The organism is Blautia wexlerae (genome assembly GCF_013300825.1).
Taxonomy (GTDB): Bacteria; Bacillota; Clostridia; order Lachnospirales; family Lachnospiraceae; genus Blautia_A; species Blautia_A wexlerae_B.
Genome location: NZ_JAAIMY010000015.1, coordinates 65,676 through 80,318, shown reverse-complemented (window position 1 = coordinate 80,318; position 14,643 = coordinate 65,676). Strand labels below are relative to the sequence as shown.

The following is a 14,643-nucleotide window of genomic DNA, read 5'->3' as shown; positions in this document are numbered from 1 at the left end:
AGAATTTTCGAGAATCGTATGTGTTTCACTGTTTAGTTATCAAGGTTGTCTGTCTTCGCCTCTCGGTTGACAGCTCATTCATTATATCACTTGCTTTTTGCTTTGTCAAGAACTTTTTTATTTTATTTTTTAAGTTCTTTTTTCATCTGCATCAGCAACTCTGATATAATATCATGTCTTCAGTTTCCTGTCAACACTTTTTTTATATTTTTTTCAACTTTGTTCAACCAAATCTCTGTTGTCTGTCAAAAAAAATCCGCCTCACTCAGAAGCGGATTTATCATATCATTATTTTCTTTTTACGTCAAGTATTATTTTACATTTTTTTACATATTTTTTACACCATCTCCGATATCGCTATAATATCCTCATTTTTAACGCCCCAATATCAAAGTAAAGATTCAGAAATCGTTCGCATTTGCGCAGGAAGACATTTGGATCTGATACCTACGGTCCACAGATACCAAACCTTTCTAATAGAAGATACTCATAAATATCCTGATCAGGATATCTCTGTCATATATGAAACTCAGGATGCAATCTTTCTTAATGATCTGAAGGGCCGCCTCACCAGCCTTTGTATTGCACACAATGGTGAGAACCAGAAGGATAATCCATATTACTATAAGAAATTTAACTGCCCCCAGCAACGCTCCTGCCACCTTGTTCATACCATGAAGCACAGGTAATCTCGCTGCAAGATTCAGCATCCATGTGATACTCCTCACCATAATCGTCGACATCAGCAGAGAAATCAGGAAAGAAATTCCGTTCACTGCCATTCTCGCCAGATATTGGGCAATATAATCCGAAAATGTAGTTACAGCCAGATACTGGTAACTGTCAGAATTATTATTCTGAACCAGTCCATTCCTCAGCAGCTCCGGGAGATTCATTTCATTTATAAATTCAGCTTGGCTTTCTCCACTGTCTGTCCATGTGCTGTATTCCTCTCCTACAAACTCCCGGCAGCTTTCCTGTACTTTTTCATAAATTGATGTATTTTCCCGAATAAACTCATTTACATAAGGATTTATAAACCACACGATCGCCATCGACAGAAAAACGCATACAAGCGAAACCAGTTCTTTTATCAATCCCCGCCTATAACCTCTGACACATGCAGCTGCCAGAAAAAGTATCGTAATGACTCCGGCCCATGTTAAAGCCATTTTCATCCTCCTAACTAAGTTTTATTACCTCTACACCGCTGTCCAATACCAGAAGGTATCTGTTCATTCCGATTTTGAAGAAATCTTTAATTGTTCCATCCACACTGCCAAGATATTTCTGTACTCCCCTGCTGTTCATTACACACATCTGGGAGCTGTTGTACATCAGAATATTTCCACCGCTTAACTTAATCGTCGTATATGGAATATTGAAGTTTTCTTTGAATTTCAATTTGCCATCTGTAGTATAAACTTCCATTGTATACTGTTTGTCTTTACTGTCATTCTTAAACACAAGGCCGATCATATCATTATCATAAAAAGTACTGACGATTTCTTTATCTACTTTTACTGTTTTTACTTCCTTCGGAATCTGGCTTCCCTGATAAATTGTAAATCCATTATCTTTAAGTGCTACAGACCGGTTATTATCAAGATACTGGATCTGCGGAACTACCACGCTTTCATATTTATATCCACTGACAATTCTGTCATCCTCATTCTGTCCTACATCTCCGAAATTGTAAAACGCCACATAACTGGTCGTATCACTTCCATCTACGAACTGATAAGTTACCATCATGATTACTCCGTCTTCAGATATGGCAATATCAAGGGGATATCCCGGATCATCTATCTTCGTCTGATTTTCAGCGATCAGGCTTCCATCCGTACCATAAAAATCAATCCATGTATCATCTCCACCATCCAGGATTGCCGCAACAAGACCGCTTTTGGATACTTTTGCTTTGACAATACTGTAGGAAGTAGTTACACTGCCTGTTTTTCCGGATTTATCATAAATCTCCAAAGTTGTTCCATCTTTATCCGCAATCACCGCATGAGTTCCGTTAACATCTGCCACAGGATTCTGCATCTGATAGGTTTCGCTCCAGAGTGTACTCATCTTATCAGAAACAAGGGAAACCCCGTCCGGACTGTATCGAAGAATATTTCCATCCATTTCAACATAATTTGTAGAAACAATATCCTCCTGCTCACTTGTCTGGATTACTTTATAAGTATGATAGCTTCTCTTCTCTATGTAAAATCCCACAGCCGTTACAGCAGCAGCTATCGCCACCACTGTAATAACTGTCTTTTTCGCTACACTTCTTTTGTGGCGGGACAATCTGCGCTCATAATCATCTGCATATTCCTCTTCAGCTCTCTCCCGGACTTTCGCTTTTCTGTTTCTCTCTGCCTGAAGCTTTTTCTTTTTATGTTTTTTTATTATTTTCTTAAATGTATTTGCCATTTTAGCCTTTACCTTATTTCTCACTTTCATTTTGTTGATTATCAGGTTTCAGTTTTTGCCATTTATTATAGCACAGTTTTCTAAGGTAATACAATTACTTGTCCCGGATAAATGATTTCGTCCGCTGACATCCCATTCAATTTGCAGATCTGACTTATGGCTTCGATACTTCCGTATCTGTCCATACTTATCTGAAAAAGAGTATCGCCGGGCTGAATCACATATGACTCATGGGCTTTTCCCGCTGCTTCGCTGTTTTCCTTCTGCACAGCTTCCCTGACACGTTTCTGTGCTTTACGTTCATCTGCTTCCTGCTGGTAGATCTGTTCGGTTTTATCTGCTTTTTCTGTCTTTACATCCGGAAGCTGTTCTGTTTTGTCCGATTTTTGTTCTGTATCTGTCTGCTCTGCTGATATTTTTTTCTCTGAAGTATTGTTTTTCTTTTCAGAATTTTCTTTTTCACTGGTGCTTTGATTATTCTCTTCATCATTCTCTTCATTATTCTTTTTATTCTTCCCTGCATCATTTTGTATAGTATCTGTCCGGTATTGTTTATACTGCCTGACAGCTTCATTGTTCGAAGTCCCGACAACAGGAGACGGCGTTATCTCCTCAACGATCACTGAAGAAACCGTCGCGCTCTCCTTTTCGTTCTGTTTTACATTCTGGTAACTTCTGTAAAAATTAACACCCACTGTCAGTACTGCAATTGCCAGACATGCAGTTAATCCATATGAAAAAACAGAAGGAGCTGCCGGCTCCTTCCTGGTTTCCTTTTTATCTGCAATTATTTTGCGAAAATCCTTCACAGCCTGATCTTCATATTTTTCCTGAGGTTCCGGCTGAAGTTCTTCGTTTTTGTCAATCATATACGCCTGCATACCGGGATTTTTTTCATAATAAAGATAATACCCTCCCAGACGCACCATTTCATTGTTTTCATAACGGAAGAAAGCATCTTCCCTTTCCTGAGGTTCCATAAGCATCAGAACTTTTTCTCCTCCAAAATGTTTCATGTGTACTTTGGACATCACTTCCGATACTTTCAGTAGAAGCTGAGGCTGCGAAAAGAACCATCCCACAATCTCCTGATCTTCAAAGTACTCCTTCTGGGCTTCCTGTATCTGCTTCCATTGATTTTCCGAAAAATCGATATGATCAGGTGCTGCCTCCATCCCCTCCGCCATAATAGCACCTTTGATAAACAGATAAGCTATCTGAGAACGCCATTTAAGATTTCCTGTAAGAACTGCCACTCTGGTTTTTGCTTCTCCCAAAGAGTCCTCTGTTCTGGCAAGTCTTACCAGAAATGTGTACACATAGTCCTCCATATAAATCCTGTAATCTTCGGCTGCCAGGCCGATCTGGCGTATATTTCTGGGTAATCCAAACGGTTCCTCACCATTTTGTCCTTCCTGAGATTCGTCCTTATAGATTACTTCTATCATCTCTCATCACCCCTTCGGGTATCAGGATAACACAGATAAATTGCAGATTTTATCACATTGTAAGAGGAATTTACCATAATTTGGCGACAGATTTTGCACAGTGCATATTTTTATCCCGGTAAGGATATGATGTTATCAGAAGCCTCTTCGCAGCTTGTTGTTATGAAGCAAAGGGACTATAGCAATTAAAAGATATAATCAATAATGTGCTCTCGAAATCTTTTTGTGCAGGTACAACAGAGACTCTACGAGTACATAATACGATCAGGGAGGTTTTATGGTATTTTATGTGGACTCACAGAAAAGCAGTTCTGCTGAAGAAATCGCTTTTCTTTTAAATAAATGTATTCTTCAATATCCCGGCAGATGGTCGGAACTGGTTTTTCTGTGTATCGGAAGCGACCGCGTGACAGGAGACTGTCTCGGTCCCTATATCGGACACCAGTTACTTGAACATCTGAATACGGACACTCATGGCGTTTATGTTTACGGTACCCTGAAAAGCCCCGTACATGCTTTAAATCTTTCCAGAATTTCCCGCCAGATCAAAATTCTGCATCCCGAAGGTCTGGTTATTGCAGTGGATGCCTCTCTTGGACAAAAAAAGCACCTGGGGTATGTGACCATCGCAGATGGTGCACTTTACCCAGGTGCTGCAGTTCAGAAAGAACTTCCTCCTGTTGGTGATATCCATATCACAGGGATTGTAAACATCGCAGGTGTACTGGAACAGCTAACCCTTCAGACTACCCGCCTGTCTACGGTAATCTCTCTGGCAGATACCATCACACAGGGAATCGTAAATTATACAAATTCTTTGATCTGTTTGTAGATGCCTTCTGCATCAAGACCATATTTCTCAAGAAGAGCTGTGGCAGGACCGGATTCTCCGAATACATCATTTACACCGATACGTTTTACAGGTACAGGTGCTTTCTCAGACAGGCATTCGCATACTGCTCCGCCAAGTCCACCGATTACTGAATGCTCTTCTACAGTTACAACCTTGCCTGTTTCTTTGGCTGCTGCAACTACAAGTTCTTCATCCAGAGGTTTAATCGTATGGATATTGATTACTTTTGCATCTACGCCGTCTGCCGCAAGCTTCTCTGCAGCTTCAAGAGCAGGAGCTACACAGAGACCGTTTGCAATGATGGTAAGGTCTTTTCCTTCACGAAGGACAATACCTTTGCCTAATTCAAATTTATAGTCCGGTCTGTCATTGATAACCGGAACTGCCAGACGTCCAAATCTCATATATACAGGACCAACATGCTCATAAGCTGCTTCTACCATAGCTTTTGCTTCAATATCATCAGAAGGGCAGGCAACAACCATTCCCGGAATCACTCTCATAAGAGCGAAATCCTCACAGCACTGATGGGTAGCACCATCTTCACCTACAGAAATTCCGCCATGAGTAGCGCCAATTTTTACATTGATCTTCGGATATGCAATAGAGTTACGAACCTGCTCAAAAGCACGTCCTGCTGCAAACATTGCAAATGTGCTGGCAAATGGAACTTTTCCTGTAGTAGCCAGACCTGCGGCAATACCCATCATATTACACTCAGCAATACCGCAGTCAATATGACGCTCCGGAAATTCTTTTTTGAATACGCCAGTCTGAGTAGCTGCAGCAAGGTCAGCGTCCAGAACGACCAGGTTCTCATGTTTCTTACCTAATTCAACCAGTGCAGCACCGTAGCTTGCTCTTGTTGCGATCTTCTTTACTTCTGACATAATGCTTCACCTGCCTTTTCTAACTCTTCCATTGCCTGTGCGTACTGCTCGTCATTCGGAGCTTTTCCATGCCATCCAACCTGATTTTCCATAAAGGAAACACCTTTTCCTTTTACAGTTTTCATAATGATAGCTGTAGGCATTCCCTTAGTAGCTTTTGCTTCATCAAAAGCAGCTCTTAACTGATCCATATCATTTCCGTCTGCAACGTTAATTACATGGAAGTTAAATGCCTCAAATTTCTTATCAATCGGGTATGGAGAACATACTTCGTCAACCTTACCGTCGATCTGAAGTCCATTATTATCCACGATCACTACAAGATTGTCCAGTTTTCTGAAGCCTGCAAACATAGCAGCTTCCCAAACCTGGCCTTCCTGAATTTCACCGTCGCCTAATAAGGTATATACACGATAGCTTTCATTGCTTAATTTGGCAGAAAGTGCCATACCAACTGCTGCAGAGATTCCCTGTCCCAGAGAACCGCTGGACATATCAACACCCGGGATATGTTTCATATCCGGATGTCCCTGTAAATAGGAACCCAGATGGCGAAGAGTCTTCAGATCTTCTTTTGGGAAAAAGCCTCTTTCTGCAAGTGCAGAGTAGTATCCCGGTGCTGTGTGGCCTTTGGAAAGTACGAAACGGTCACGATCAGCCTTCTTAGGATCCTTTGGATCAATATTCATTTCTTCAAAATATAAATAAGTGAATACATCTGCTGCAGACAGAGATCCGCCCGGATGTCCTGCTTTTGCAGAATGTAATGCAGTAACGATGTCTTTACGGACTTCGTTTGCAATTTTCTGAAGTTCTAATTTTTCCATTGTGGTAAATTCTCCTTATTCGCCGAATACTGCTTTATAATCTTTCTGGAATTTCTCAATACCTGCATCTGTCAGAGGATGTTTTGTCATCTGTACGATTACATTGTACGGAACAGTTGCAATGTCAGCACCTGCAAGTGCACAGTCTGTTACATGGATCGGATTTCTTACGCTTGCTGCGATGATTTCTGTCTCGATTCCTGCCACTTCAAAAATCTCAGCAATCTCGCGGATCAGATCAACACCTCTTGTAGAAATGTCATCCAGTCTTCCAAGGAACGGAGATACATAAGTAGCACCTGCTCTTGCAGCCAGAAGTGCCTGGTTAGCAGTGAAAATCAGAGTAACGTTTGTCTTGATTCCTTCTGCATGAAGAACCTTAACTGCTTTCAGACCTTCTACTGTCATAGGAATCTTAACAACCATGTTCGGATGGATGGCTGCAATCTCACGTCCCTCTTTAATCATTCCTTCTGCATCTGTTGTAGTAGCTTTTACTTCACCGCTGATTGGTCCGTCTACGATAGATGTGATCTCTTTGATTACTTCCTTGAAATCTCTTCCTTCTTTTGCGATAAGAGACGGATTTGTAGTAACACCACAGATTACACCCATATCATTAGCTGCCTTAATATCCTCTACTTTTGCTGTGTCAATAAAAAATTTCATGTTCTTAACCCTCCTGATTTTTGCTTGTCATAATCGTTCATTGATCTGATGGTTTCATTATAACAGACTTTATATTCAGGTCAAGCGCCGCAAAATATTATTAATAATTTTCTTATTAATAATCATGTGTTTTATTAATTCTTTATTTTTCTGTCACAACATACATTCCGCAACTGATTTCTTTTCCTTTTTCGTAACTGTTCAGTACTTTTGCAGTTACAGGTAAAAATCCTTTACAAACCGTCTCTGATACCGGATTTCAGCCTGCACATCCCGGGATTTACAGCAATTCCAGAGGATGCCTTCAAAATTATTATTAATAATTTTCATTCGACGTATTTAATTATTTTTTTTGGTTCTGACATACCCCGTAGTGCGTCTCGCTATCAGCTTGGGGGTATATTCAATATTATAGAGACTGACAGGAGCAGAATCTGTAAGAAAACGGTACTGCTCATCGATTTTGCGCAGTATAATATCACAGGCATCTCTGCCTTTAAGGGCTACGAAATGATCGATCGTAGTAAGAGAGATCTTCCGTATTCCCGAATAAAAGATATTATCGCACCCGATCACCGATACATCCTTGGGTACATGAATCCTTGCTTCATGGAGAGCATCCAGCGCACCAATAGCCATCATATCATTCTGGCCTGCAATGGCTGTAAATTCCCTGCCTTCATCCAGAAGTTCCATAGTAAGCTTATAACCCATGGAATATTCCGAATCCATCCGCGGGATCTGCATATCGATAGCTTCATCCGCAGCCTTAATGATCACATGATCCTTCAGACCTTCTTTCTCAAACTCTTTCACAAAACCATTTACACGTTTTGTTCTCTGCCATTGTCTCCTTGTCAGGGGCGGAGTGATAAACGCTACATCTCTGTGCCCCAGATCAAGCAGATGTCTTGCCATCATCCTTCCCACAACTGTATTATCCTGATTAATGGCATCTATAGTTGTAGTTTTCTCTTTATTACTGATGATAACCAGTGGGATTGTCTGCGCCAGTTCCTCTACCTGCTGCTGAAAATCCGGATTTGGATTACAGCAGTAGATAATGCCAAGCGGCTCTATTGTACCCATCATGCGCAGATACTTCTCCTCCAGACGGGGATCTCTCTGTGTATTACAGATAAAGACACCATATCCCTGTTTGTTCGCCACTGCCTCAATTCCCTGCAGAAGCAATACATAATACGGGCTTGTAAGCGTAGGGCAAAAAACAACGATCAGCTTCTCTTTCCGGCTTTCTTTTCTGTTCTTTCGTCCGGGAAGACGATAGCCTAATTCTCTGGCTGCCTGCTCTACCTTCTCTACTGTTTCTCTGGAAAAAGAAACATTATATTTCTTATTCAGGACCATGGAAACAGTTGCCTGGGAGACTCCTGCCCTCTTTGCCACGTCAGAAGAAGTTGCTTTCTTTTTAGACAAAGTGATGCCTCCTTTTCCGATGATCTTTTGTCAGAACAGTAACCTTAAAGCTCCACACGCCCCTCAAGAGCACGTAAAAGAGTCACTTCGTCAATATATTCCAGATCTCCTCCTACCGGAACTCCGCTTGCGATCCTGCTGACTTTGATCCCGGTAGGTTTGATCAGCTTACTGATATACATTGCCGTTGTTTCCCCCTCCAGACTGGAATTGGTAGCAATAATCACTTCCTTTACCTCATCCTTTGCCAGACGCTGCATGAGTTCTTTCAGTTTGATATCATCCGGCCCGATTCCAAGCATTGGAGAGATTGCACCATGAAGAACATGATAAACGCCATCAAACTTGCCTGTTTTTTCATAAGCTGCAAGATCTCTTGTATTCTCTACCACCATGATCACTGAATGATCACGCTTATCATTGCTGCAGATGGGACAGATCTCTCTGTCTGTCAGAGTACAGCAGCACTTGCAATACTGTACATTCTCTCTGGCACCGGTAATGGAAGAGGTAAGCTGCTCTACCTGATCCTTTGGCATATTCATGATGTGAAATGCCAGTCTCTGTGCTGATTTCGCACCGATTCCCGGAAGATGGGAAAGCTGCTCGATCAGCTTATTGATATGACTGCTGTAGTATTCCATCAGAATGGAAGACCTCCGCCAAGTCCGCCCAGGCCACCTGTCAGTTTAGACATAACAGCCGTAGATTCTTCTTCCACTTTGCGAAGTGCTTCGTTTGTAGCTGCAACGATGAGATCTTCCAGCATTTCGATGTCATCTGGATCTACAACTTCCTCCTGAAGCTTTACTTTTGTCACCTCTCTCTTACCTGAGATAGTTACCTCTACAGCTCCGCCTCCTGCAGTAGCCGTAAATTCTTTCTCTTCCAGAGCTTTCTGATTCTCTTCCATCTGACGCTGCATTTTCTGCGCCTGTTTCATAAGATTATTCATATTTCCCGGCATACCCATTCCCGGGAATCCTCCACGTTTTGCCATTTGTGGTATCCTCCTTGCTATTTATTGCCTTATTGTTTACTGCCTTTTCCTATCCGGAGAATATTTATTCTCCTTTTTCCTCATCAGGATCCTCCTCTATCACAACATCCATGTGGATATTATTCTTTATCGCCTGGTCCACTGTGATATTTGCCAGATTTGTATGCTGATGCTTATCTACCACCAGCATCTGGATCTCTACTGTTTTTCCTGTCTGGGCAGTGATGATATCCTGAAGCTCTTTCTTCGCTTCCGAATTGTCCACATAGGACTGCCCAAGGAAATCCTGAAATTCCACATAAAGGACAGGTTCTCCTGTCTCACTGTTATACTTCGGAACAGATTTCTGAAGCATCTGCTTGAACATCCCTGTCGTCTGTCCTGTGATCACTCTCCAGCCTGCCACGATCTTCTGCAAATCTTCCGGTGCAGCTTTCGCCGGTGCTTTGTTTCCCGCCGGTTCCTGAACTGCTCCGGTTTCTGCCGGCATTTTCCCTGAACCCTGCTGCACGATCACCTGCTGTACCGGACGTTCATCCATCCGCTGTTCCAGCACACGCAGTCTGTCCAGAACAGAATCCAGATTAGTCTCCATTGCAGGACGGCACAGCTTGATCAGTGCAATCTCCACAAGGACCCTTTTCTGGGTTGCATATCGGATTTGATTGGACAAATCCGAAAAAATACGGATATACCGCATCAGCGTCTCCACATCCAGCATGGTGCTCTCTTCTTTCAGAAGCTTCATGTTGTCGGATGAGACATCGATCGCTTCCTCCGGATTCTCAGAAGTCTTAACGAGAAGAAGATTTCTCATATACCAGGTAAAATCTCCCACAAACTGGCTCAGTTCCCTGCCTCCTACGATCAGTTCCTCCAGGATATGAATGGAACCTGTCACATCTCCCCGGATTACTTTTCGCAAAAGCTTGCTAAACACTTCGGTGTCAACGGCTCCCAGAACCTCCAGAACTTTATCATAGGTAAGTTCCTGTCCAAGATAAAAAGCAATACACTGGTCGAGAAGGCTGAGCGCATCTCGCATGGAACCATCTCCCGCTTTCGCTACATATCGGACTGCTTTTTCCTCAGCTTCTACACCTTCAACTTTGAGCAGTTCATCCAGTCTGGCCGCGATAGTGTCTATGGTGATCCTGTGGAAATCATATCTCTGGCATCTGGATAAAATCGTAATCGGAATCTTGTGCGCCTCTGTAGTTGCCAGGATAAACATAACATAAGACGGTGGTTCCTCCAGTGTTTTCAGCAGGGCATTAAAGGCACCTGTGGAAAGCATATGAACCTCATCAATAATATATACTTTATATTTACCTTCTGTAGGGCGGTAAGAAACCTCTTCTCTGATCTCACGTATATTATCCACACCATTGTTGGATGCAGCATCGATCTCGATCACATTCATTGCAGTTCCTGCCTGGATTGCCTTGCACATGGCACATTCATTACAGGGGCTGCCATTTACGGGATGCTCACAGTTGACTGCCTTCGCCAGAATTTTGGCTACTGTTGTTTTACCGGTTCCTCTGGTGCCGCAGAACAGATACGCATGGCCGATACGGTTATGCTTAATCTGATTTGTCAGAGTAGTCACTATGTGATCCTGACCTTTGACATCCGCGAAATTATCCGGTCTGAACTTTCTGTAAAGAGCAGTGTAACTCATGAGTAAACTCCTATCGTAACTATTCAGCACCCCCACTGTCAGCAGCGCGCCAAATAGTTATCTCTATCTTATTATCACAGCCGCCGCGGAAAAAATTCCCGCGGCGGTCTTTTTTACATCCATATCTTATATGAAAAGGTATCTGTCAGTCAAGTACTGTTTCACTTAATCAGTCACCAAAGCTGATACCAATCTGTTTGGCAGCAACTACAAGCTGATCTTTCGGTGATACCATCTTAAGCTTACCTGCACACTCTTCAAGAGGTACACGTTTAATTTTGCCGTTTACCACGCCGATCATGATGCCATATTCACCATCCATGATCGCCTGCGCTGCACCTGCACCGATTCTTGTGGAAAGAACGCGGTCATACGGACATGGTTCTCCGCCTCTCTGTGTATGTCCCGGAACTGTAACGCGGACTTCGCTTCCGATCTCTTTGTAGATCTGATCAGCAATCTCATAGGAAACGGACGGATATTTCTTTGCTCGGGCTTCCAGTTTCTCTTTGTATTTCTTTTTAGGAAGTTCTGCGTCTTCTTTGGAAATCGCACCCTCAGCAACAGCAAGGATCGTGAAACGTTTACCTGCTTTTGCACGCTTCTGGATTGCTGCTGTAACTTTTTTGATATCATATGGAATCTCAGGAATCAGGATGATGTCCGCACCGCCTGCAACACCTGCATGAAGTGTCAGACTTCCTACCTTGTGTCCCATGATCTCTACGATAAATACACGTCCATGTGAGGATGCTGTCGTATGGATACAGTCAATGGCATTTGTGGCAATGTTTACCGCACTCTGGAAACCAAAAGTCATGTCTGTGCCATAGATGTCATTATCAATAGTCTTTGGAAGATGGATAATGTTCAGTCCTTCTTCTCTCAGAAGGTTTGCTGTCTTCTGTGTACCATTTCCGCCAAGGATCACAAGGCAGTCCAGGCAGAGTTTATAATAAGTCTGCTTCATTGCTTCAACCTTGTCCAGGCCATTCTCATCCGGGACACGCATCAGTTTGAATGGCTGTCTGGATGTTCCGAGGATTGTGCCGCCCTGTGTAAGGATTCCGGAAAAATCTTTGGATGTGAGCATACGGTATTTACCATAGATCAGTCCTTTATATCCATCATCAAATCCATAAACTTCCAGTTCATCCAAATTGTTACTCAGTCCCTTTACTACTCCTCGCATGGTAGCGTTAAGAGCCTGACAGTCACCGCCACTGGTAAGCATACCTATTCTTTTAATCATGATAGTATCCTCCATTTCTGTGTTTTAAGAATTATCCATATCCATACATACAAGACATGTTGTGTACTCTGGCATATCCATTTCCAGAATAAAGATAGTTTATTTCTGTTTATTATATAATATTTATCGTTTTCATACAATAGTGTTAGAAAAGTTTTAGTTACTATTCACGCACTACGTTCGTTACTGTTCACTCCGTTCGTTACTGTTCACTCCGTTCCCAGTAATAAGTTTTACTATAATGATTCACTATTGACAAAACAGCCTCCTGCCTATATAATCAGAAATGCGCAGCCGGGGAGATAGCGGTGCCCTGTACCTGCAATCCGCTACAGCAGGGGTGATGCCAATCCGAGGCTTGTATCCTGTGGAGCTGCCCTCTATAAGTGGCGTTGACGTTTGGGTCTTACGCAACAGGAATCTGTGAACCGTGTCAGGACAGGAATGTAGCAGCACTAAGCAGAAGCTCTTGTGTGCCGTAAGGGTGCCTGGGCTGAGTTAACTGTAGAGGTAACGTCTGTGGGACCATTCCGAAGTGCGGCGCGCAAAAAAGAATATTCATGATGCAGCTCATCATATAAAAAAGCATTCAGAATTTTATCTGTTGATAATTTTCTGAATGCTTTTCTTATTTTTGTGGTTTACAAAAGTCCATATATTAACAGAAGCGGGAAAGAGCCTTATACAATTTCCATCAGATAAAGAATAATTAATCCTCTACTACCTGTACCTGACTTTTGTTCTTATATTTCTTCATCACATGAAAATAATAAGGAATCAGTGGGATCAGTGCGGCGATCCATGCGGTCGGGTCAGCCATACAGACACCGGCAAAGGAAGTATGTCCCGCAATCAATACGACAATTCCGGTTCTCGCCACCAGTTCAAATACCCCGCCAAGCATTGGCACAAGTCCATATCCCATTCCCTGCAGAGTATTTCGATAGAGGAAAATACTTCCGAGAAACGGATATGCCCAGAATACTGTCCGGAAATAAGTAACAGACACATTTACTACGTCCTGTTCCGATGGATCTACGAAAAGATATGTCAGATATTTTCCGAAGAAAAACATCAGGAACATAACAAAAACGCTCCATCCCAGGACCATCATCTGCGTGTAACGGACTCCCTGTTTCACACGATCCATTTTTCCTGCGCCCCTGTTCTGACCTACATAGGTTGCAATGGTTGCACCGAAGGCTGTAAATACTGTGGCAAAAATATTCTGGATCTTACCGGCAGCAGAGAATCCGGCCATATGTACAGGTCCGTAAATATTGACCGCGCTCTGTACAATAATGGTTCCGATTGCTGTAATCGAAAACTGCAGTCCCATAGGAATTCCAAGCTTCAGAAGTCTGCCAAAGCTGTCCCAGCATATCTCAAAATCCTTCCGCTTCAAATGAAGAATTGGAAATCTTTTTACAATATAAATCAGGCAGCACACTGCCGAAATTCCCTGTGCGATCACTGTGGCATATCCGCATCCTTCTACGCCCATTCCAAAGACTACAATAAAAACTACATCCAGAATAACATTGATCACAGCCGAAATGATCAGGAAATACAGTGGAGACTTGGAGTCACCCAACGCACGCAGGAAAGCCGCAAGTGCATTGTATGTACCTGTGATAATAAGACCTGCATAAATAATTCCCATATATGCAGTTACATCACCAAATACCTCTTCCGGCGAATTCATCAGATGCAGAATTGGTTTGTTCGCAAGACTGAATCCTATTGTCATGACAATGGAAAATGCAGCCATAAGGTAAATGGACATGGCAACATAATGGCGCATCCTGTCAAACTTTTTCGCTCCGAACATCTGGGCTACGATAATCGCAAATCCGCTGCTGAGTCCATTCAGCCAGCCAGTCACAAAAAACATCAGTGAACCGGTGCTTCCGATAGCTGCAAGAGCATTTACTCCGATAAATTTTCCGGCAACAATGGAATCTGCAATATTATAAAACTGCTGAAAAAGATTTCCCAGGCACATTGGGATCATAAATTTTATTATCAGACTCACCGGACTGCCGACGGTCATGTCGTTTGTTGTATCTTTTTTCATTTTTTTATTCGCCTCTTTTTATTTCTGCCTGTAACATTAATCCTGTTACTTCTATTACTTTTATTACTCTTATTGC

General features: G+C 42.5%; 13 protein-coding genes and 1 other RNA gene. 2 read left to right on the top strand and 12 right to left on the bottom strand.

The window, feature by feature from the left end:
• Positions 1-473 precede the first annotated feature (473 nt).
• From G4417_RS09460 to G4417_RS09450, 3 genes are read right to left on the bottom strand one after another with little or no spacing between them, the layout of a single operon-like run.
• Positions 474-1,172, bottom strand: coding sequence for a CvpA family protein (locus G4417_RS09460; protein ID WP_243872110.1), 699 nt, complete (start codon positions 1,170-1,172; stop codon positions 474-476).
• A gap of 10 nt (positions 1,173-1,182) precedes the next feature.
• Entirely contained in the window at positions 1,183-2,460 is a 1,278-nt protein-coding gene (locus G4417_RS09455; protein ID WP_243872109.1) for a DUF5711 family protein, read from the bottom strand.
• A 50-nt stretch (positions 2,461-2,510) separates the two neighbouring features.
• Complete coding sequence (locus G4417_RS09450) at positions 2,511-3,878, bottom strand: LysM peptidoglycan-binding domain-containing protein (RefSeq protein WP_173684152.1); 1,368 nt, start codon at positions 3,876-3,878, stop codon at positions 2,511-2,513.
• Positions 3,879-4,155: 277 nt separating this feature from the next.
• Here G4417_RS09450 and yyaC point away from each other — a divergent pair, with 277 nt between their 5' ends.
• Positions 4,156-4,710: a spore protease YyaC gene (yyaC, locus tag G4417_RS09445; RefSeq protein WP_008706911.1), complete on the top strand. Its 555-nt coding sequence runs from the start codon at positions 4,156-4,158 to the stop codon at positions 4,708-4,710.
• Here the strand turns inward: yyaC and G4417_RS09440 are convergent.
• The 8 genes from G4417_RS09440 to G4417_RS09405 all read right to left on the bottom strand — a co-directional run bounded on the left by G4417_RS09440 (position 4,683) and on the right by G4417_RS09405 (position 12,490).
• Positions 4,683-5,621, bottom strand: a complete 939-nt coding sequence (locus G4417_RS09440) for a transketolase family protein (RefSeq protein WP_008706912.1) — start codon at positions 5,619-5,621, stop codon at positions 4,683-4,685. The two genes, yyaC and G4417_RS09440, sit on opposite strands and share 28 nt — an antisense overlap.
• Positions 5,609-6,448: a transketolase gene (locus tag G4417_RS09435; protein WP_008706915.1), complete on the bottom strand. Its 840-nt coding sequence runs from the start codon at positions 6,446-6,448 to the stop codon at positions 5,609-5,611. The genes G4417_RS09440 and G4417_RS09435 overlap by 13 nt, the downstream gene beginning before the upstream one ends.
• Positions 6,449-6,463: 15 nt before the next feature.
• Positions 6,464-7,117, bottom strand: coding sequence for a fructose-6-phosphate aldolase (gene fsa / locus G4417_RS09430; protein WP_008706917.1), 654 nt, complete (start codon positions 7,115-7,117; stop codon positions 6,464-6,466).
• Between the two features lie 339 nt (positions 7,118-7,456).
• Complete coding sequence (locus tag G4417_RS09425) at positions 7,457-8,554, bottom strand: LacI family DNA-binding transcriptional regulator (RefSeq protein WP_173684151.1); 1,098 nt, start codon at positions 8,552-8,554, stop codon at positions 7,457-7,459.
• A 44-nt stretch (positions 8,555-8,598) separates the two neighbouring features.
• Positions 8,599-9,198, bottom strand: a complete 600-nt coding sequence (gene recR, locus G4417_RS09420; protein ID WP_008706922.1) for a recombination mediator RecR — start codon at positions 9,196-9,198, stop codon at positions 8,599-8,601.
• Positions 9,198-9,554 (bottom strand): YbaB/EbfC family nucleoid-associated protein, encoded by a 357-nt coding sequence (locus G4417_RS09415; RefSeq protein WP_008706923.1) that lies wholly within the window; start codon positions 9,552-9,554, stop codon positions 9,198-9,200. The genes recR and G4417_RS09415 overlap by 1 nt, the downstream gene beginning before the upstream one ends.
• Positions 9,555-9,618: 64 nt before the next feature.
• Complete coding sequence (gene dnaX / locus G4417_RS09410; RefSeq protein WP_173684150.1) at positions 9,619-11,238, bottom strand: DNA polymerase III subunit gamma/tau; 1,620 nt, start codon at positions 11,236-11,238, stop codon at positions 9,619-9,621.
• A gap of 169 nt (positions 11,239-11,407) precedes the next feature.
• A complete protein-coding gene (locus tag G4417_RS09405) occupies positions 11,408-12,490 on the bottom strand; it encodes a 6-phosphofructokinase (RefSeq protein ID WP_008706927.1) in 1,083 nt (360 codons plus the stop codon).
• A 286-nt stretch (positions 12,491-12,776) separates the two neighbouring features.
• Between G4417_RS09405 and ffs the strand changes: the two genes are divergently transcribed.
• Positions 12,777-13,038, top strand: an RNA gene (gene ffs, locus G4417_RS09400) — signal recognition particle sRNA large type.
• 161 nt (positions 13,039-13,199) lie between these two features.
• Here ffs and G4417_RS09395 read toward each other — a convergent pair.
• Entirely contained in the window at positions 13,200-14,567 is a 1,368-nt protein-coding gene (locus G4417_RS09395) for an MATE family efflux transporter (RefSeq protein WP_173683615.1), read from the bottom strand.
• Positions 14,568-14,643: the final 76 nt, after the last annotated feature.

What these genes read in the sequence shown, in the direction of transcription:
- G4417_RS09460 (WP_243872110.1), bottom strand. Translation starts at nt 1,172, where the DNA reads ATGGCTTTAACATGGGCCGGAGTCATTACGATACTTTTTCTGGCAGCT.
- G4417_RS09455 (WP_243872109.1), bottom strand. Translation starts at nt 2,460, where the DNA reads ATGAAAGTGAGAAATAAGGTAAAGGCTAAAATGGCAAATACATTTAAG.
- G4417_RS09450 (WP_173684152.1), bottom strand. Translation starts at nt 3,878, where the DNA reads ATGATAGAAGTAATCTATAAGGACGAATCTCAGGAAGGACAAAATGGT.
- yyaC (WP_008706911.1), top strand. Translation starts at nt 4,156, where the DNA reads ATGGTATTTTATGTGGACTCACAGAAAAGCAGTTCTGCTGAAGAAATC.
- G4417_RS09440 (WP_008706912.1), bottom strand. Translation starts at nt 5,621, where the DNA reads ATGTCAGAAGTAAAGAAGATCGCAACAAGAGCAAGCTACGGTGCTGCA.
- G4417_RS09435 (WP_008706915.1), bottom strand. Translation starts at nt 6,448, where the DNA reads ATGGAAAAATTAGAACTTCAGAAAATTGCAAACGAAGTCCGTAAAGAC.
- fsa (WP_008706917.1), bottom strand. Translation starts at nt 7,117, where the DNA reads ATGAAATTTTTTATTGACACAGCAAAAGTAGAGGATATTAAGGCAGCT.
- recR (WP_008706922.1), bottom strand. Translation starts at nt 9,198, where the DNA reads ATGGAATACTACAGCAGTCATATCAATAAGCTGATCGAGCAGCTTTCC.
- G4417_RS09415 (WP_008706923.1), bottom strand. Translation starts at nt 9,554, where the DNA reads ATGGCAAAACGTGGAGGATTCCCGGGAATGGGTATGCCGGGAAATATG.
- dnaX (WP_173684150.1), bottom strand. Translation starts at nt 11,238, where the DNA reads ATGAGTTACACTGCTCTTTACAGAAAGTTCAGACCGGATAATTTCGCG.
- G4417_RS09405 (WP_008706927.1), bottom strand. Translation starts at nt 12,490, where the DNA reads ATGATTAAAAGAATAGGTATGCTTACCAGTGGCGGTGACTGTCAGGCT.
- G4417_RS09395 (WP_173683615.1), bottom strand. Translation starts at nt 14,567, where the DNA reads ATGAAAAAAGATACAACAAACGACATGACCGTCGGCAGTCCGGTGAGT.